Raw genomic sequence first — 18750 nt, forward strand, 5'->3', positions numbered from 1 at the left:
CCCTCAAGCGGCATATAAATATACTAATATTCATTGAGTTTTGCAGACCGCAATAGGGGAGACCTCAATAAGCTGTAGTTTATTATTTTCTTCGTCAATCAGCCTGAAAATATGATCCAACATAGTAGGAACATCTTGTTTCACCATTTCAATATCATTGCCCAATAAAGCGACAAATGGGTCCCAATCAAAACACCCCATTACCGGCTGGCGTGTGCCTATTAATGACATTTTGAGCAATCCGCTCATGACTCCTTCTAAGGAAATAGTAGAGTTGACAAATAAACCACATTGCTCAATTTTTTGAATATTAACAAAATTATATAATGCTTTCTCTGCTTTTTCTGCCGCGTAACCGCAAGTCAAAATATGTTGTTCAGGAACGATAATGCCTAACTCTCTATGTGCATCAATAAATCCACGAATACGTTCACGGGTGTTATGATCGCGTTCCCTCCCCCCAATAAAAATAAGGGATTCTAACGATGCCTTTTTATTCATTCTATTTAGCAAAATACGTTGGGTTAACGCTTTAGCACCACTAAAATTATCAGAAATAATTGATGAAGCTAGCGTTCCCGGTAAATCTAAGTTCAAAGTAGCTACTCCAGATGCATGGCATACCTCAGTAATTTTATCTGGATTAGTTGCCCCTGTTGATATAAGCCAATCAACTTGATGAGAAATCATTGTTCGAGCCGCTTCTAGCTCTAACACAGGGTCACGTCGAGTACAGGTAATAATTGGAAATAATCCCCGTTCACGCGCCATTTCTTCAAAATGTTCAACAATTGAACCAAAGTAACGGTTATCGTATTTAGGCACTAACATGCCGATAATTTTTGATTTATTACTGCGCAATAAACTCGCTTGTTTATTGACTGCATAATTTTGTTCCTGTGCGATACGAATTATTTTTTCAGCCAACTGCGCGCTAATACGCCTTTTTTGCCAATTACCATTAAGCACAGCGCTTACTGCACTGGCTGAAACGCCTGCCAGTTCCGCAAGGTCATAGATGGTTGTTTTCTTATTTTGTCTGATCTTTGTCACAAATATCTATCTCCATTTTTTGCTAGCTTGACACCAAAGATGAAAACTCGCAATACTGCTACATCGATTGAGCAAGGTTGAAATTGATGAAATGTTGAGTTGATATCCTCGTATTAGCTATTTCTAGCGCTATAAATAAATGTCAACACGTCTTCATAACAATCAAGCCAGCTTATGAATCATTTTCATTTCCTTGAATTTATCAAATTTTATTTTTATCTCTTTTTCTAAATAACCGATTGGAGTAATCATAATGGCCATATCACTTGAAAATAAAGTTGCAGCAATTACAGGCGCAGCTTCCGGCATAGGTCTTGAATGTGCTAGAACCCTTCTTAAAGCAGGTGCAAAAGTTGTTTTAATTGACCGCGCAGAAGAAAGACTTAATCAACTAGTCGCAGAGCTCGGTGAAAATGCAATTCCATTAGTCATTGATTTAATGAAACCCGAGCAAGTCGATGGCATGTTAGATGCTATTATTAAAAAAGCAGGCGGTTTAGATATATTTCATGCCAATGCAGGCGCATATATTGGTGGTCCTGTTGCAGAAGGTGATGCTGACGTTTGGGATAAAGTTTTAAATTTAAATATCAATGCGGCATTTCGTTGTGTTCGCACTGTGCTACCACATTTTATTGCTCAGAAATCAGGTGATGTTTTATTCACCAGTTCAATAGCTGGCGTAGTGCCTGTCATTTGGGAACCAATCTACACCGCTTCAAAATTTGCCGTTCAAGCATTTGTCCATTCAACTCGTCGCCAAGTTTCAGAACATGGTGTTCGCGTTGGTGCTGTATTGCCAGGCCCTGTTGTGACTGCTTTGCTCGATGATTGGCCAAAAGAAAAAATGGAAGAAGCTTTAGCGAACGGTAGCTTAATGCAACCAATTGAAGTCGCGGAAGCCGTATTGTTCATGCTAACTCGCTCGAGAAATGTCACTGTACGTGACCTTGTTATTTTACCAAATAGTGTCGACCTCTAGTTTTACTTTTTAAACGCTGAGATAAATACTCAGGAGGAAAAATGAATAGCCCAAAAGAACAACAAATAAAGAGTGATAAAGTGGTTATTGGCATTGATGTCGGCACAGGTAGCGCACGTGCGGGCATTTTTGATATGACAGGCAAAATGCTTGCATCAGCTAAACAAGATATTACTCTTTACCGAGACAGTGCTCATTTTGCAGAACAATCAAGTGATGAAATATGGGAAGCTGTATGCCATTGTGTGAGGCAAGCCATGGCCTCGTCTCATACTTCTGCACAACAAGTTTCAGGTATAGGTTTTGATGCGACTTGTTCACTTGTCGTACTTGGCCATGATAAACAGCCTATTTCTATTAGCCCAAGTGAAGACCCAAATCGTAATATTATTGTTTGGATGGATCATCGAGCAACCGAACAAGCTGAACGTATTAATAAGTTAAAACATCCTGTTTTAAACTATGTGGGAGGAAAAATCTCCCCTGAAATGGAAACACCTAAAATTTTATGGCTAAAAGAAAATCGTCGACAATCCTATGATAATACATGGCAATTTTTTGACTTAGCCGATTTTCTAACTTGGAAATCCACTGATTCATTAGCTCGTTCAACCTGCACAGTAACCTGCAAATGGACTTACCTTGCTCATGAAAAACGTTGGGATGCAGATTACTTCCAACAAATTGGTTTATCAGAACTCGCCGATGAAAAATTTGCACGTATTGGTCAACAGATTGTTGAACCCGGCACACCTTGTGGCCAGGGTTTAACCCTGCAAGCCGCGCAGCAAATGGGACTTTTAGTAGGAACCCCTGTTGCCGCAGGGATGATTGATGCTCATGCAGGTGGAATCGGCACTGTCGGAGTAAATGGAGATGCCACAGCAAACATGGCTTATGTTTTTGGCACTTCATCTTGCACCATGACGACAACTCAAGAACCAGTATTTATACCTGGCGTTTGGGGACCTTATTATTCAGCCATGGTGCCAGGTATGTGGTTGAATGAAGGAGGCCAAAGTGCAGCAGGAGCTGCTATCGACCAACTACTTTCCCTGCACCCTGCCGCAATACAGGCTAAAGCACTGGCTAAAGAACAACACAAATCACTCCCTGTGATGTTGGCCGATATGGTACTGCAACAAGCTACCTCGCCATCTCAAGCAGTGGAATCCGCTAAGGGTATCCATATAGTTCCTGAATTTTTAGGCAATCGAGCTCCTTTTGCCGATCCACATGCACGCGCTGTTATCGCAGGTCTTTCAATGGATAACAGCATTGATAACTTATTATCATTCTACATTGCGGGCATTTGTGGGATTGGTTATGGATTAAGACAAATTATTGAGGCTCAAGCACAATCGGGAGCTTCAATTGAAAATATCGTAGTTAGTGGAGGCGCAGGACAGCACCCGTTGGTACGTCAATTATTAGCCGATACATGCAATGTGCCGGTCATTTCAACCCAAGCAAGTGAACCTGTTTTACTTGGCTCTGCCATACTAGGCGCCGTTGCAGGTGGCCTTTGCAATACTGTAGCACAGGCAATGGATCAATTTTCAACTATTGATCTGACTTACCAACCCAATGGCGATTACCAAGAACAACATAACATTCGTTTCACTTCATTTTTGAATTTGCAGCAATGTGCAAGAGAACTAAAAGGTTAAGCACATTAAAAATAGAGAAAGCCTACTCAGGTTTTCTCTATTCTCACAATGGTTATTTTCAATTCTAACTAAGCACGTATCTTCCCAAAAGACACAAACTAATGACAAAAATCATTCACAATATTTATGCCACATCGACTCAATCATTTCCATCGGTAATAAATCATAATCACCTTCAACTAATGGTATTGATAGCGATACTCGCCCATCAAGATTATTATGCACCTTAACGATAAATTTTTTATACCCTTCTAGTTTCTCATTATTGACCCGAAATACTTCACCACAAACATATCCCAGATCACCTTTATCTGATGTTTGGCGAACAAAATTATATTTAACATTTTTAAATGAAGCAGTTTCTGGATAGGATAAATAATCCTCAACAGTAATTTTTGCTAAGCTAACCAAATCAGGTTTAGGTGCATAGTTAACTGTAACTCCCAACAAAAAGGCACATCCTGTTAGCAAAAGGATCGTGAGCAATTTTATTATATTCATATATTAAGCTCTCATAAAACCAGGTTTTACACCAATTGCAAAAATCTAATACGATTATCGTAATAAGATAATAGTTAATCCCTATGTCAAATATCGATATTTAACTTTAAAAAATCATCACTTACTTAAATATGTTTTATAAGCGATGGCTCATACACTAAGGCTATCGTGCAAAGAGCTAACACTAATTAAAACAAATAGACATAATTAATAAAACGCTAATATTGAGTATTTATACACTTTTACCTATAAGGGGAGTAAGTATAACAGCATCACTAGTATAATATAAATAGCAAACAAAAGATTAACTATTACCAGTTGTATTTTTTATCTTAGAAATATTTCAATTCTTACAATATTAAATATAAAAATTTACCTTAACTATTAACCACACCTTAATTTTCCTATGGTTTTGGCATTATAAAACATAATAAATTAAGAATAAACATTTCCAATTGTTAATAAACAACCAACAATGGTAAATAAACTCAGCCAGAGAGTAAAATGTATTTTATACAAAGAAATTAAATATTAGTAATTTTAGAAAAAAACACAAAAATCACAATAAATCTTATTATTCATCATGATACAAAAGTAACTCTAACTTTATTAAAATATAAAATCACATAATAAAAATATAAGAGCCATCTCCCTAGAAAATCCATCTCTTTATTTTTCAATCAAGAAATCCACGTATCTCATTGATATTAATTAATTATATTCAGAAGAAAAATATAAAAACACCTTTAAACACCCACAACTTCGTATTTTTAACAAAAAACATACAAACTAAAAAACATAAGATTCTTTAACGCTATTTTTCTCACTTATCGTTTCTACACAACTTAAATTAAGAATTATAGATAGTTACAGAAACCATAATTCAAAAAAATTACAGAACATTCCTATCTAATATTAGGTAAAACGCAAATATAAAATTATCCGACTAATAATGATAAAAAAAAAAATTAAAATCGTGTAGCATTTGTTCTCAATAAAAAGGGTAAACCATGACAAATATTCAATTATTATTACTTGCAACCAATAACATAAAACAAAACATTAACTTAAGTCACTCACAGGAATCTTATGTATACCAATATTACCATGCCAATATTGCCAGCAAATACTCCAGTGTTAAAAGTTTCTTAGAAAACTTCATTCAACAAACAGCACACACACTAGAAAGTAATCCTGAACTAAGCCAGCAACGCCTTAAAATTTATAACGAAATTGAAAATTATTTGAATGCAGCTGAAGCTCGTTTTCTAAAGCGTCAAAGTCTTTTGCAAAATACTAATAAATAAAAAAAGGCCTCATAATAAGAGGCCTTTAAACATGAAATTTAAATACACCGAGTCAAAACAATTTCCAGCTCTAACTTTCCCTTTAAAGCTACATACTCTTATTTATTGTAAATATCGATTCAATTTTTTATTGCTCTTGTAATTCTAGCTCAACAATAACAGGCAGATGGTCGCTTACACCTGACCATTGAAAATCTTTACTGTCCGTTGGGATCTGCATATTTTTAACATCCCACACTTGCCCCTTAAAGGTGAAAATATGGTCAATATCAATAGCTGGGTTTACCGCTGGCCAAGTACGATAATCAACATCTTTTTTCAGTACTGGATTCCATAAGTAATTAATTTCTTGGGTCGGTAATTCATTAGCCGTTGAATTAAAATCTCCTGCCAAAATTTTAATTGAAGCCGCAATATTATCAAAATCAGTCGAAGTATCACCAATACTTGCATCTAAAATATGACGCACTTGACCAATACGTACCGTTGGATCTTTCTGCCAATCCAAATGAGTCCCCATGATAATAATCGGTGTATCAAAGCCCGGCTTGGTGATTTGAGACAACAAAACCACACGTTGTTCAGCCTCCCCTGATGGCAAATTAATAACTTGGGATTTTTCAATTTTATATTTTGATAAAATACCTACGCCATACTCACCACCATCAAAATCTAAAGCTTTACCAAAAGCAAAATGCATTTTATTTGCTTTTGCGATTTCTTCTAATTGGTGTACTTTTTTACTCCGTGCCGTCTTATTATCTATTTCTGTTAATACAATGACGTCTGCATCTATTTTAGCGATAGCTTTATTCAAGTTGGTTAAATCAGCCACATCTCCTGAAAGCTCATTTTTACCTATATTATAAGTCGCTACTTTGATCGTTGGCTTATTCGCGGTATACACCTTATTTGGTGTTCCACCATTTTGAACCATAAGAACTTCAGAGCCCGTAGTTGCTGCTGTCGCACCACAAGAAACTAAAATTGCGGCTGAAACGAATGCTTTTAATAATTTTATTTTCATAATTTCCCCTGTAACCATTTCACATGATTATATTTCGTAGCAAAAATGACGTTAACGCGCCATAACGTAATGGCAAAAATCAACCATCTTGATACGCTATCATGAAATAGAAATGATGCAGTGACTCAGCTTGCAAACTTATTTTTAGACAAAAAAAAACAACCTATTTTATTATCATAAAGTGAGTCAAATCACTTTATGATGAATCATATTTAGATATTTCAAGATTAAATGTGAAGTTAAAATGGGCATCACAGATTCTCCGAAACTAGACCAGTAAAAATACCACGTTAGGCGCTTTGCCTTGCTTCGAATTTATAAGGGAAAACAATTTCTTCATGTAGAGCTTCAACATCACAATCGACATCTACCAACCATTTCTGTAATCTTTTCGCTGTTTCCCGCGCCATTTTACTGTAATCAATTCGCACTGAAGTCAAAGACGGATGAATATGATCGCAATTTGAAGAGCCTTCTACACATGCAACCGCAAGCATTTTTGGTACTTTGATTAATCTTCTTTGACACTCAAAAATCACACCAAGTGCAATCATTTCATGGCTACAAATAACGGCCTCAAGCTCTGGCTGTCGCGTTAGCATTTCACTAATAGCTTGGCGACCAAAATCCATAGTCGCAATATAAGGCGTTGTAATACTTTGCTCGGCACTGAGATTATGGTTAAGCATAGCTTTATTCCAACCACTTAACTGCTGACTTTGCATTTTATTGTCCATTTGAGCACCAATATACCCAATTTTTTTATGTCCTTTTTGTAACATATAGTGAGTAAGAAAATTAACCGCATCACCAATATTACTTTTAATATTTAAAGCAAAAGGATGTATTGATTCCCCTGCTACACCGAGTACAGGAATATCAAGATTTAGAAGAGTGTTAAATACACTTTCAGAATTAATTGCGCCAAAAATTATCAGTGCTGCTGGGTTACTTTGTAATAACGTGAACAACACTTCTGATTCTTTTTTTTGCTGATAATCATGGCTACCAATAACAACCTGGTAATTATTTTTGTTTAACACTTCTTGTAATGATTGCAGGAATACTGAACTGGCGTTATCGCGAAGAGAAGGAACCAACACGGCAACAGTTCTGCTCTGCCCTGATGCTAAAATACCCGCCGCAGAGTTTGGGATATACCCTAGCTCCTCTATAGCTTCATTGATCTTCTCTCTAAGCTTATCTGAAACCAATTCAGGCGTACGCAAAGAACGAGATACCGTCATTGATCCCACGCCTGCATATTTTGCAACGTCTTGTAATGTCACTCTTCCTGTATTTTTTCTTTTTCGTATTTTTTGCATAGAATATTTTTTAGTTTCTCTAAAAGTATTGCCTATCCCGCCTAACTTACCACAGGTTGGATTTGTTAATTAACCGGCAATCATGCTTGTTTTCACTTTATTGTCTATATTTACCTAAAATGATAGCGCTATCACGAAAACGACAAATACTGCTAGATAGCGCTACCATAGATCACTACTATTCGTTTCATTAATAGAAAAGCTAAAAAGAACTGTAACGATACCAGGAGTAAGTTTTATGTTGACGACATTACTAACACCAAACGTCATCCAAGTCGTAAATAGCGCCACTGACTGGCGTGACGCGATAAAAATAGCCTGTACCCCCTTAATTAATAATAAGTTCATCGAACCACGATACATTGACGCCATAATTCAATCGCATGAAAAAATAGGTCCTTATTATGTATTAGGCCCTGGTATTGCGATGCCACACGCGCGTCCTGAAGATGGTGTAAACCAATTATCTCTTGGACTTACCGTGATTAAACAAGGTGTTGAGTTTGGCTCTGATGGAAATGACCCAATCAAATTGCTCATTGTTCTTGCTGCTACAGATAGTAATAGCCATATCGGCGCTATCGCTAAGCTTGCCGAGCTATTTGATAATCAAGAAGATATTGATAGCATCATGCAATCAGAAAACGTAGATGACATTCTTAAAATCATCGCTAAATATGAATAATTGGGTATTAAGGTAAATATTATGAAAATTACTGTTGTTTGTGGAAATGGTCTTGGTACGAGTCTAATGATGGAAATGAGCATTAAGACAATATTAAAAGATCTACAAGTTAATGCAGAAGTTGACCACGTTGACCTTGGCTCAGCAAAAGGTACCGTGAGTGATATTTTTGTTGGCACAAAAGACATCGCAGAACAACTTGTTGCTCAACAAGTTGATGGCGAAATCGTTGCACTCGAAAATATGATAGACAAAGTGGCGATGAAAGATCGCCTCAGTGCTGCGTTAATTAAACTCGGCGCAATGTAAGCGGAGGCAATATGTCATTTTTTCGTTTTCTGATGCAAGATGTTTTATCTGAACCAGCAATTTTGGTCGGTCTGATCGCATTAATTGGTTTGATTGCTCAAAAAAAACCCGTTACTGAATGCATTAAAGGTACTATCAAAACCATTATGGGTTTTGTGATCTTAGGTGCTGGTGCAGGCCTAGTTGTCAGCTCTCTAGGTGATTTCTCTGCTATTTTCCAACACGCATTTGGTATTAATGGTGTTGTACCGAACAATGAAGCGATTGTTTCTATCGCTCAAAAAAGTTTCGGTCGTGAAATGGCAATGATTATGTTTTTTGCGATGTTAATCAATATTTTGATTGCTCGTTTAACACCATGGAAATTTATCTTCCTTACTGGTCACCATACATTATTTATGTCCATGATGATCGCCGTTATATTATCAATGGCAGGAATGGAAGGAACAGCATTAGTTGCACTCGGTTCAATCATTGTAGGCGTTTGTATGGTCTTCTTCCCTGCCATCGCACACCCATATATGAAAAAAGTAACTGGTTCTGATGATGTTGCTATCGGTCACTTTTCGACAATTTCATATGTATTAGCCGGTTTCATTGGTAGTAAATTTGGGAATAAAGCGCATTCAACTGAAGATATGAATGTACCAAAAAGCTTGTTATTCCTACGTGATACTCCTGTTGCTATCTCTTTCACTATGTTCATTATTTTTATCATTACCTGTTTATTTGCAGGCGGTGATTATGTTCGTGAAGTCAGTGGTGGCAAAAACTGGTTCATGTTCTCATTAATGCAATCCATTACTTTTGCTGCGGGTGTTTACATCATATTGCAAGGTGTGCGTATGGTAATTGCAGAGATCGTACCTGCATTTAAAGGTATCTCAGATAAATTAGTGCCAAATGCAAAACCTGCATTGGATTGCCCAGTTGTTTTCCCTTATGCTCCGAACGCGGTTTTAGTTGGCTTTTTGAGTAGCTTTGCAGCAGGTGTCATTGGTATGTTTATTCTCTATGCCTTAAACATGACCGTGATTATCCCAGGTGTTGTCCCACACTTCTTCGTTGGTGCTGCGGCTGGGGTCTTTGGTAACGCAACGGGTGGACGTCGTGGTGCAATCTTGGGTGCCTTTGCTCAAGGTTTATTGATCACATTTTTACCTGTGTTCTTGCTACCTGTTCTTGGGGACATTGGTATTGCGAATACTACCTTCAGTGACGCGGACTTTGGTGCCATCGGAATTTTATTAGGTATTATTGTTCGTTAATCATCAAGCTCTCCGTTAGCACAAGCTTACGGAGAGCTAAAATATAAATAAAACTATTTTGAAATCCAAGCTCCATCTCTAAACAGAAACTCTTGTAACAATGCTAAATCATCAGGCGTTACATGGATTACGCCTTCCCCTGGAATATCAATCTCAGCAATCATAAATAATGCCAATGTCGTTAATGACGGCAAGATTATTATCAACCAATTCTTTCCTTTCGTTCCTCGAATGTTATAGCCGATTAAAATATTTGAACAAATCGCAAAGAAAATAAGTAAAAACCACGTTGCATTAGGTATTTGATGACGCCAACTAGCCATAGTTTTTTGTTGGGAGAGATATAAATCACTAAATGACGATAAGACAGAGGCAACAATAGGATTCGGAGATTGATTTGCTTCTTTCACTGCAATACTCCACAGTTGGCTTTGTTTATCGAGAGATATCATTCGCCATTGATTATTTTCATCACTGACCCCTGACTTAAAAAACTCAATACGAGCTTCTAGATACTGTTGTAGTAATTGTGAAGCTTCAGCTTTATCAGTACTATTATTTAATAGTTGAGCTCGTTGATATGCAGTACCTATTGCTATTGCTTCATTTTCCTCAGTTTGTTGTCGATTATTGTAACCATTAATAGAAATCGATAGCACAAAACCGATGAGCAAGCCTAGCAACGATAAAATAGCACCTAGAATAATTTTAGCTTCGTCATCTGATGCTTCTTCATTTGCCGCTTTGCGTTTAAAAATATACTTACCAATATAAGCGGCCAGCACTAATAAAATAAAAGTAACAACAAACAACAAAATTGAATCAATCGGTGAATCATTAATTAATTCAGAAATATTAAACATAGAATATACCCGCAGAATAGATTTTCCGATGATATACCATAATACTAATATAATTATCTAGTTATTAAGTAGTTACAGGCTCATTTCAGATATTATATCCAAGATTATATCTTTTAATGATGAAATACAGGTCGGCTACATATCTATATCCCATTAATATAGTATAAATGCGCAAAATTTAATATAAGTTCTATTATGCTTTAGCTAAAAGCAATATTGGTATAAAAACGACCAATCTAAATATTATCATCCATTATCAACAATAGTAGTATTACGAATAAGATAATGGTGAATAATATCACTTAAGGTTGGGTTATTTTCATCGATAACCTCGATACTGTGCTGTTTAAAAAGTGCGGTACAAACGCCCATACCTACCTTTAAAGTCCCATCAAAATGACCACTATAGATATGCTGACTGCCACATGAAGGACTATTCGCTTTGAGAACTACTAAATCTATTTTATTTTCTTTTAGCATATTTAGGGCAATATGGGCACCTTGAATAAACTGCTCAGTCACATCATTTCCTAAACTCTCTATGACTTTAGCGTTGCCTGCTAAAACATCATCACCATTTCCATCTATAATTTCTGCTGATGGTCTCGGAGTAGGTAAACCGCCCAGTACTTCAGGGCAAATACCGATAACTAAACCAAGATCATAAAGTTTTTTCAATGGGGAATATAATTGATGTTTACCATCATATCTAACGCAATAACCAAGTAGGCAGGAACTTACTGCTATCATTAGCAACCTCAATGACTTTATCTATATTTATCGTACAGAGGTAAATTTTAATTCTCAGTGTAGACAACCAATTAGAGAACTAGCGCATTTATCTTCATACCAAAAAACCGCCAAAAATACTCATTGCATAGTATCTATAAATAAAAGGCTAAACACTAACAAATTTATTAAATCATTATGATTACTCTAAGATAAAAAAATAGCCCACTCTATTACTAGGTGAGCTATTTTATTCACTATAGTTTAAATTGATAACAATCTACTATTAACTAAAGTAAAATTATAATAATAAACAAAATGTTATGATTAATTACTACGCATATCCATAATCATCTTACCATCATAATCTGCACCAACAACAATATTAGGGACTTCACCTTTATATTTTTGTGCTTTTATCTGTTCTATTTCCAATCTCTTCCAATTAATCATTTCTTGTGTAATTGTACGTTGCAATATGGCGTTTGATTCCGCTTCTTTTTGTGCTGCATATAATTTTGCATCCGCTTCTTGGCGCATAGCAAATGAACTTGCTTGCGCATTACGTTCTCTAGCAATAGCTTGTTGTTCTGATGATTCTCTTTCAGCCTCAGCTATTACTACCTTTTTCTGTGCAAGTTCACGCTCTTTTTCTGCTTCTGCTTTCGCTTGATTGATTTGCTCTTGGCGCATTTTTGTATTAACGACCTGCTCTTGAACTACCTCAGGTAAGGTAATATCTTGGATCATAATTTCTTTAATAGTATAGCCATAAGGGGATGCATAATTTTGAATAGCATCACGAATAGATTCTTGAAGTTTTCTTTGAGTATCAGCGGTATACAAATCCTGTGCATTAGCAACATCTTTACCAAATTCTAAAATAGTCGATATTAATTTCTGGCGAACATATTTATCAAGAGCTTCGCTTTCCGTTCCTCCATTAATTCGTAACATAGGCGCTTTTGCACCATCAAATTGCAACATAACAGTAATATCAACTATCGATTTTAATTTATCCTGCGAAGGCACACGTAATTCTTTTAAAGAAACGCGGATATCTTTTGTTGAGTAGGTATCAAAGTTAGTAAATGGATTAATTGGAAAATGTAGTCCTGCATCATAAGCCACAGGATCAACTTTTCCTAAAAAAGTTCCTACTTTAACTGAACCATCTTGTACAATCGTATACGAATTTATACTTACCAATCCTAAAACTAATAATATAGCAGCAGCTATAACTAATTTTATCATCGATTTAAACTGCATCTTCTTATCCCTATCTAGTTATTGTCATTATAATAAAGCGCTTATTGTCCTTACTATAAAAATAACTACAAGCGTAACAATCCTAAAATAAATATTGTTAGCCATTGCAACGATGCGATAATTTTTTTGATAAAATAATAACTGTCTATTTAATAATCAAATATTTCAAGATAATTGTATAGATTTCATAATGCAGAAGATAGTTTATTATCTTCCGTTTCATTTACTATATTAGTTAGATTATACCAGCTCACTGTTTCCTTAATAAGTTCTTCTGTAGCATCAATAAAGTCATCGGGTGATTTAATTGATAACTCATTCAATATGATGGGGAGCTCGGTACATCCCATTATAAATTTATTCATACCTAATGATTTAAGTTGGTTAACATAAGGAAAGATTAATTCTTTAGCCAACTCCAGATCTCCTGACTTATATGAAATAATACTTTGCATTACCTTATATTGATTAACTTCATCTGGTACAAAGCATTCAATTCCATAATTCCTTAGTTTTTCTTGATATAATTTTGTATAAATAGTCGCGCTTGTTGCTAACAAAGCAACTTTTTTAATACCTGAGTTAATGATTTTATTACAGGCAGCATCAATAATACTAATAAAATGAATATTAACAATTTCCTTTAGATCTTCATACCAATAATGTGCCGTATTACAAGGCATAATAATACAAGACACACCTGCATTTTCGAGCAATTTAAGTGAATCTATCATTGCAGGTAAAGGTGATAATCCTTGATGAATAATATTTTCTGTTCTATCTGGAATATCAGGAATAGAAACGATAATAATAGGAATATGATCTTGGTCTTTTTTCGCATGTGTATTAGCTATCAATTTTGAAAAAGCATCAGCCGTTGCACCAGGTCCCATTCCACCTAGCATACCTATTATTTTTTTCATATACCCTCCTTGAAATTAAATATATTTTGACACAATGCTGCCTTTCAGTAATTGCAGAGTTTCGCTAAGGTATGCTAAATTTGCATAATAAATTAATAACTAAAATAATTTGGTGGAACAATGATCAGTAATTTAGAAATAAAATGGCTACATGATATTGTCGTATTAGAAGAATATCGAAGTTTCACTTTAGCAGCAGAAAAACGAAATATTTCTCAATCCTCTTTTAGCCGACGCATTCAATCTATTGAGTCTGCCGTAGGTTTTGAAATATTTGATCGAAATACAAATCCGCTTCAACTTACGCCCCAAGGAAAAAACTTTATTGTTTATGCCAGAAACTTACTTGATGATATCTATTTCCAAATAAATAAAATTAAGGGCGTAGATAATAGCAAACAACGTATTAATATATCAGCCGCACATTCACTTTCTGTTTTTTTACTACCTGATTTTATTTCTCAGTTTTCTCATGATACTGACAAAATATTTTTTGTTGAATCTATCAATGTTGACGAAGCCGTTCACAAATTAAAAGATGGACAAAGTGATTTTATTCTTTCATTTTATAATGAAGAGCTCATGTCATCTCCATTCTTGCATGCGAAAATACTCGAAAGTCGCTTACATTTAGTCTCTTTGTGTGATGTCCATAAGCAACCTATTTTTAAATTAGGTGACCCATTATTACCCTTAATGAAATATACCGATGAAAGCTATATGGGCCGACAAGTTAATCAATTAATGAGTAAACTAGATAATTTGTCTTTTGAATTATCATTTGTTTCTTCTATGAGTGATGTATTGAAACGTATGATACTCAATGGGAGTGGTGTTGGTTGGTTACCTGATTATTCAATTAAGAATGAAATTGAAAAAAAAGAATTATCTATTTTAGATGATCAACTTTCTATCACAATGGGAGTTTATATTTATCGTACCGAAGCGAGGCTAAATATTTCCTCTGAGCGCTTTTGGCAATTTATGCGCAACCAAAAATTATAAATAATACGATTTTTATTACCTCCTTCCTTCTTGCGTAATTATTCACCTAATTCATTACGCTAAGAAGGAAGCGGTTTTTAAAGCTCTATTAATATTGGAGTTATGATGTTGTGGTTACTTTTTCATTTAAAGTAACGTCAGGTTCTTCATGTAAGTTCCCTTTTCTCTCTTCTAATCGAGAGATCACAGCGGTTGAAATACTGTTGCCGACTACATTTGTTGCAGTTCGTCCCATATCAAGGAACTGATCGATACCAAGTAACAATAAAATTCCCGCTTCTGGCAAATTAAACATCGGTAAAGTTGCAGCGACAACCACAATTGATGCCCTTGCGACCCCTGCCATTCCTTTACTGGTAACCATTAAGGTTAATAAAATCAAGATTTGCTCAGTAATACTTAAATCTATGCCGTAAGCATTTGCGATAAATAAGACAGCAAAAGATTGATACATCATAGAGCCATCAAGGTTAAATGAATAACCTAAGGGTAAAACAAAACTAGTAACTTTCTTAGGCACACCATATTGGTTCAATGCTTCCATCGTTTTCGGATAAGCAGACTCGCTGCTGGCAGTAGCGAATGCAAGAGCAACAGGTTCTCTAATTAATTTACCTAAATTAAAGACTGATTTTCCTAAGAAGAAATAACCCGCACTAAATAAAACCACCCATAATAAAGCAAGCGCTACATAGAATAGGCCAATTAACTTACCATAGTCATATAGTAACCCTAAACCTTCTACTGTTACCGCAGAGGCAATTGCTGCAAATACCGCGATAGGTGCAAAACTCATGACGTAGTCAGTCACGCGAAACATAATGCGAGACAAATCTTCAATTAATGTCACAATTGGGCTTTTTTTATCTTTACAAATAAACGCTAATCCTGAACCAAAAAATATTGAGAAAACTAATATCTGTAAAATCTCATTATTCGCCATTGCTTCTGCAAAACTTTTCGGAAAAATATGCGTAATAAAGGCTTTTAATGTAAATCCTGAAGTATTTAATCCACTATCAACCGCGACTGCTGGTACAGCTAAATTAAGCCCTACGCCTAATTGGAATACATTAACAAAAATCATACCAATCGCTAATGAAATAATCGCTGCGCTAATAAACCAAACCATTGCTTTAATTGTTATGCTACCTACGGAAGATGAGCCCCCCATAGAAACAAGACCTGAGACAATAGTCGCAAATACAAGTGGAGCAATAATCATTTTAATTAAACGCAAAAATACATCTGTAATAATATTCATATAAGAAGCAATATTTTTTGCCTCTTCTACCGATGCGGCGTAATTATGACATCCCCAACCTAATATAACGCCAAGCCCTATTGCAATAATAATTTGCTTCATCAATTTTTGTCTATTCATTCGGACCCCTATTGTATTTATCTAAAGTCTTTGATATTAACAAGACCCTTTTATTGAGGCGACTCTTGAGCCTAAAATGGATAGTTACATTTTTTTAACTTAAAGAGAAATGCAAATGGACGAAATAGTATGCAAAAAACGCATAGCCATCCAAGTAATTACAACCAATTGAATCATAACGAAATTAATAAAATTAATTTAGCATCACATTTTAATATTCAATATTTTTATCAGTTTTATTTAATTATCTTAATTGACGTTATGCTTTATTTTTTTAATTTAAAAATCAATCTTAAGCTAAATTACTCATTTTAAATTAACATTTTTGAACTTATTTCCCTTAATTGCTTACAGTATTGGTCAGCGATAGCCTCATTCTTAATATTTGTAAATCCTAGCATGAGTATTTGCTTATTACTGCTATTCATACTCCACTCATCAAGTGATTCTAGACCAAAACCATTTTGATTCGCGACTGCTGCAAATTGTTTTGATGATTGGCCATTAATAATTTTCACGACAATATGCATACCACCCGATTGCATTTGAATTTCAAAAATCTCTGATAGATTATGTACTATTGCATCAATCAAATATTGTCTTCTTTGACGATATAAATTTCGCATTTTACGTAAATGCCGAGCAAAATGCCCATCATGAATAAATCGATGTGTAATTTCTTGCTGCCAAATAGAACTTTGATTACTTATAATTTTAGCAACCGAATAAAACTGAGCTATCTGTGAGTTAGGAACAACAATATAAGATAATCGTAATGCAGGAAATAGCGCTTTACTCATCGTACCGCAGTAAATAACTCGCTCATGTTTATCTAAACTTTTCAATGCCGGTAATGGACGACCTTGATAACGAAATTCACCATCATAATCATCTTCGATAATCCAGCTTTGGTTACTATCAGCCCAATCAAGTAATTCTATTCTTCGAGCTAACGTTAACGAAACATTTGTCGGGCTTTGATGGGTCGGTGTAACTAAAGCAAATCTTGCTTTTGGCGCTACTTTTTCGCCCTGTTTAACAACTATACCGTGACTATCAACCTCGATTGGTGTCAATTTCATGCCAATATGCTGTAAATATGAACGCGCAATATGATAGCCCGGTTCTTCAAACCAACCTATGTCCCCGATTTTAAATAAACTTTGCATAATTAGCGTTAAGCTGGCGCAATAACCCGCACTAATAAATATTTGGTCCGGTGTACAATTGATCCCCCGAGACATAACTAAATAGCGAGCTAGATCTTCACGTAAACTGAATAAGCCTTGAGGGTCTGGGTAACTTAGCTGTGTTGTACTCGCTTCTCGTAAAATACTTGCTGATAGCCTTGACCATAATTTGACAGGAAATACATCTAATGCAGGAATTCCTAATTTAAATGGAGCAATATTTTGTGGATACTCGGTTATATTATACTGTTGCTTATTCTCCTGCTTTTGATCTTTTTTTTCTGATACGACAGCATCTGCAACATGATATTTATTAGTCTGATGGTCTTGTATATTTTTCACCGACTGAGCAATAAAGGTTCCCTTAGCACCTTTAGCCACCAGCAATCCTTCACTAATCAGCAACTGATATGCGAGTTCTATCGTTCCTCGAGCCACATTTAATTCACTCGCAAGAGCTCGTATTGAAGGAATACGCTGGAAAGCCTGTAGCTGCCCATTATTTATTCCTTCATGAAAACGTTGATAAACTTGCAAATAAAGTGGTGTATTAGCTGCTGTATCAATTTGTAGAAACATTTTTAACACATCTTGTCCTAGTGATATTTTTTATTCTTGCCCCTTTATTATAGGCCAAGATGCTTTAATATGCGCTACAGTTATTTAAATGTGCTAAAACAGATAAAACAAGAATGTGTAGTATATAGACACCCACACCAATGAAGACAATAAGCTGCATATTATCTTGATGCTTTAATTATATGAGGAATTAGTTATGAGTACGTTACGTCTAGCCTACAACATACTGTCACCAGAAGCCTACAAAGGTTTAATTGATTGCAAAAATGCACTAGAAAAAAGTGGATTAGGTAAAGAACTCATCGAGTTAGTTTATCTTAGAATTTCTCAAATTAACGGCTGTGCTTTTTGCCTTGATATGCATGCCACCTCATTGCGCGCTGCGGGTGTTAGCAATAAGAAAATTGATACCTTAGCGGGTTGGCAAGTCAGCCATCATTTTACTGAAAAAGAAAGAGCTGCATTAGCCTGGACGGAATCTGTCGCAAATATTGCACAAACAGTGGCTCCTGACTCACTGTTTAATCATGTAAAACTTCACTTTAGTGACGTACAAATTTCTGATTTAACCCTTGCGATAGGCTTAATGAGTGCATTCAATCGTGTCGCAATTGCATTAAGACAGTAGCAGCCTTACGTTAAATTAACGGCAATCACTAAAAATAAAAAGGAGGTCAAATT

18 protein-coding genes are annotated in these 18750 nt (G+C 35.5%); 8 read left to right on the top strand and 10 right to left on the bottom strand.

Translation table 11 applies throughout. The annotated features are described in order from the left end of the window. Positions 1–30: 30 nt before the first annotated feature. A complete protein-coding gene (locus ACTH6U_RS10225; RefSeq protein WP_336430829.1) occupies positions 31–1053 on the bottom strand; it encodes a LacI family DNA-binding transcriptional regulator in 1023 nt (340 codons plus the stop codon). A gap of 253 nt (positions 1054–1306) precedes the next feature. Between ACTH6U_RS10225 and ACTH6U_RS10230 the strand changes: the two genes are divergently transcribed. Continuing rightward, positions 1307–2035 carry an SDR family oxidoreductase gene (locus tag ACTH6U_RS10230; protein WP_294107535.1) on the top strand — a complete coding sequence of 243 codons (729 nt, stop codon included), beginning with the start codon at positions 1307–1309 and terminating at the stop codon, positions 2033–2035. A 41-nt stretch (positions 2036–2076) separates the two neighbouring features. Further along, on the top strand, positions 2077–3705 hold the full coding sequence (locus ACTH6U_RS10235) for an FGGY-family carbohydrate kinase (protein WP_294107537.1): 1629 nt from the start codon (positions 2077–2079) through the stop codon (positions 3703–3705). 111 nt (positions 3706–3816) lie between these two features. On the opposite strand, the gene ACTH6U_RS10240 is transcribed toward ACTH6U_RS10235, so the two are convergent. Then, a complete protein-coding gene (locus tag ACTH6U_RS10240) occupies positions 3817–4206 on the bottom strand; it encodes a hypothetical protein (RefSeq protein WP_336430830.1) in 390 nt (129 codons plus the stop codon). A gap of 1010 nt (positions 4207–5216) precedes the next feature. On the opposite strand from ACTH6U_RS10240, the gene ACTH6U_RS10245 reads away from it, so the two are divergent. Then, the gene (locus ACTH6U_RS10245) at positions 5217–5513 is read left to right on the top strand and encodes a hypothetical protein (RefSeq protein WP_294107540.1); all 297 of its coding nucleotides are present in this window, start codon (positions 5217–5219) and stop codon (positions 5511–5513) included. A 127-nt stretch (positions 5514–5640) separates the two neighbouring features. Here the strand turns inward: ACTH6U_RS10245 and ACTH6U_RS10250 are convergent, their stop codons facing one another. Further along, positions 5641–6540, bottom strand: coding sequence for an endonuclease/exonuclease/phosphatase family protein (locus tag ACTH6U_RS10250; protein WP_441832132.1), 900 nt, complete (start codon positions 6538–6540; stop codon positions 5641–5643). A gap of 290 nt (positions 6541–6830) precedes the next feature. Continuing rightward, positions 6831–7865, bottom strand: coding sequence for a LacI family DNA-binding transcriptional regulator (locus ACTH6U_RS10255; protein ID WP_294107542.1), 1035 nt, complete (start codon positions 7863–7865; stop codon positions 6831–6833). A gap of 238 nt (positions 7866–8103) precedes the next feature. Between ACTH6U_RS10255 and ACTH6U_RS10260 the strand changes: the two genes are divergently transcribed. Genes ACTH6U_RS10260 through ACTH6U_RS10270 form a run of 3 tightly spaced genes read left to right on the top strand, consistent with a single transcriptional unit; the run spans position 8104 to position 10127 of the window. Then, positions 8104–8550: a PTS sugar transporter subunit IIA gene (locus ACTH6U_RS10260; protein ID WP_294107544.1), complete on the top strand. Its 447-nt coding sequence runs from the start codon at positions 8104–8106 to the stop codon at positions 8548–8550. Positions 8551–8571: 21 nt separating this feature from the next. Next, entirely contained in the window at positions 8572–8859 is a 288-nt protein-coding gene (locus ACTH6U_RS10265) for a PTS sugar transporter subunit IIB (protein WP_294107546.1), read from the top strand. An 11-nt stretch (positions 8860–8870) separates the two neighbouring features. Beyond that, on the top strand, positions 8871–10127 hold the full coding sequence (locus tag ACTH6U_RS10270) for a PTS ascorbate transporter subunit IIC (RefSeq protein ID WP_294107548.1): 1257 nt from the start codon (positions 8871–8873) through the stop codon (positions 10125–10127). Positions 10128–10180: 53 nt separating this feature from the next. Here the strand turns inward: ACTH6U_RS10270 and ACTH6U_RS10275 are convergent, their stop codons facing one another. From ACTH6U_RS10275 to ACTH6U_RS10290, 4 genes are all read right to left on the bottom strand, one after another. Continuing rightward, a complete protein-coding gene (locus ACTH6U_RS10275; protein ID WP_294107550.1) occupies positions 10181–10990 on the bottom strand; it encodes a bestrophin-like domain in 810 nt (269 codons plus the stop codon). 246 nt (positions 10991–11236) lie between these two features. Then, complete coding sequence (locus tag ACTH6U_RS10280; protein WP_336430831.1) at positions 11237–11740, bottom strand: DUF523 domain-containing protein; 504 nt, start codon at positions 11738–11740, stop codon at positions 11237–11239. Positions 11741–12046: 306 nt separating this feature from the next. Beyond that, entirely contained in the window at positions 12047–12988 is a 942-nt protein-coding gene (locus ACTH6U_RS10285) for an SPFH domain-containing protein (RefSeq protein WP_434718769.1), read from the bottom strand. Between the two features lie 185 nt (positions 12989–13173). After that, on the bottom strand, positions 13174–13911 hold the full coding sequence (locus tag ACTH6U_RS10290; protein ID WP_441832133.1) for an aspartate/glutamate racemase family protein: 738 nt from the start codon (positions 13909–13911) through the stop codon (positions 13174–13176). Positions 13912–14031: 120 nt separating this feature from the next. On the opposite strand from ACTH6U_RS10290, the gene ACTH6U_RS10295 reads away from it, so the two are divergent. Next, entirely contained in the window at positions 14032–14916 is an 885-nt protein-coding gene (locus ACTH6U_RS10295) for a LysR family transcriptional regulator (RefSeq protein WP_441832134.1), read from the top strand. Between the two features lie 100 nt (positions 14917–15016). On the opposite strand, the gene ACTH6U_RS10300 is transcribed toward ACTH6U_RS10295, so the two are convergent. Together ACTH6U_RS10300 and pdxR are read right to left on the bottom strand one after the other, a co-directional pair. Continuing rightward, positions 15017–16300 carry a dicarboxylate/amino acid:cation symporter gene (locus ACTH6U_RS10300; protein WP_294107558.1) on the bottom strand — a complete coding sequence of 428 codons (1284 nt, stop codon included), beginning with the start codon at positions 16298–16300 and terminating at the stop codon, positions 15017–15019. Positions 16301–16611: 311 nt separating this feature from the next. After that, positions 16612–18069: a MocR-like pyridoxine biosynthesis transcription factor PdxR gene (gene pdxR, locus ACTH6U_RS10305; protein WP_441832135.1), complete on the bottom strand. Its 1458-nt coding sequence runs from the start codon at positions 18067–18069 to the stop codon at positions 16612–16614. 196 nt (positions 18070–18265) lie between these two features. On the opposite strand from pdxR, the gene ACTH6U_RS10310 reads away from it, so the two are divergent. Next, positions 18266–18697 (top strand): carboxymuconolactone decarboxylase family protein, encoded by a 432-nt coding sequence (locus ACTH6U_RS10310; RefSeq protein WP_294107563.1) that lies wholly within the window; start codon positions 18266–18268, stop codon positions 18695–18697. Positions 18698–18750: the final 53 nt, after the last annotated feature.

Source organism: Providencia sp. (assembly GCF_052096715.1).
In the GTDB taxonomy this organism is placed as follows: domain Bacteria; phylum Pseudomonadota; class Gammaproteobacteria; order Enterobacterales; family Enterobacteriaceae; genus Providencia.

What these genes read in the sequence shown, in the direction of transcription:
- ACTH6U_RS10230 (WP_294107535.1), top strand. Translation starts at nt 1,307, where the DNA reads ATGGCCATATCACTTGAAAATAAAGTTGCAGCAATTACAGGCGCAGCT.
- ACTH6U_RS10235 (WP_294107537.1), top strand. Translation starts at nt 2,077, where the DNA reads ATGAATAGCCCAAAAGAACAACAAATAAAGAGTGATAAAGTGGTTATT.
- ACTH6U_RS10240 (WP_336430830.1), bottom strand. Translation starts at nt 4,206, where the DNA reads ATGAATATAATAAAATTGCTCACGATCCTTTTGCTAACAGGATGTGCC.
- ACTH6U_RS10245 (WP_294107540.1), top strand. Translation starts at nt 5,217, where the DNA reads ATGACAAATATTCAATTATTATTACTTGCAACCAATAACATAAAACAA.
- ACTH6U_RS10250 (WP_441832132.1), bottom strand. Translation starts at nt 6,540, where the DNA reads ATGAAAATAAAATTATTAAAAGCATTCGTTTCAGCCGCAATTTTAGTT.
- ACTH6U_RS10255 (WP_294107542.1), bottom strand. Translation starts at nt 7,865, where the DNA reads ATGCAAAAAATACGAAAAAGAAAAAATACAGGAAGAGTGACATTACAA.
- ACTH6U_RS10260 (WP_294107544.1), top strand. Translation starts at nt 8,104, where the DNA reads ATGTTGACGACATTACTAACACCAAACGTCATCCAAGTCGTAAATAGC.
- ACTH6U_RS10265 (WP_294107546.1), top strand. Translation starts at nt 8,572, where the DNA reads ATGAAAATTACTGTTGTTTGTGGAAATGGTCTTGGTACGAGTCTAATG.
- ACTH6U_RS10270 (WP_294107548.1), top strand. Translation starts at nt 8,871, where the DNA reads ATGTCATTTTTTCGTTTTCTGATGCAAGATGTTTTATCTGAACCAGCA.
- ACTH6U_RS10275 (WP_294107550.1), bottom strand. Translation starts at nt 10,990, where the DNA reads ATGTTTAATATTTCTGAATTAATTAATGATTCACCGATTGATTCAATT.
- ACTH6U_RS10280 (WP_336430831.1), bottom strand. Translation starts at nt 11,740, where the DNA reads ATGATAGCAGTAAGTTCCTGCCTACTTGGTTATTGCGTTAGATATGAT.
- ACTH6U_RS10285 (WP_434718769.1), bottom strand. Translation starts at nt 12,988, where the DNA reads ATGCAGTTTAAATCGATGATAAAATTAGTTATAGCTGCTGCTATATTA.
- ACTH6U_RS10290 (WP_441832133.1), bottom strand. Translation starts at nt 13,911, where the DNA reads ATGAAAAAAATAATAGGTATGCTAGGTGGAATGGGACCTGGTGCAACG.
- ACTH6U_RS10295 (WP_441832134.1), top strand. Translation starts at nt 14,032, where the DNA reads ATGATCAGTAATTTAGAAATAAAATGGCTACATGATATTGTCGTATTA.
- ACTH6U_RS10300 (WP_294107558.1), bottom strand. Translation starts at nt 16,300, where the DNA reads ATGAATAGACAAAAATTGATGAAGCAAATTATTATTGCAATAGGGCTT.
- pdxR (WP_441832135.1), bottom strand. Translation starts at nt 18,069, where the DNA reads ATGTTTCTACAAATTGATACAGCAGCTAATACACCACTTTATTTGCAA.
- ACTH6U_RS10310 (WP_294107563.1), top strand. Translation starts at nt 18,266, where the DNA reads ATGAGTACGTTACGTCTAGCCTACAACATACTGTCACCAGAAGCCTAC.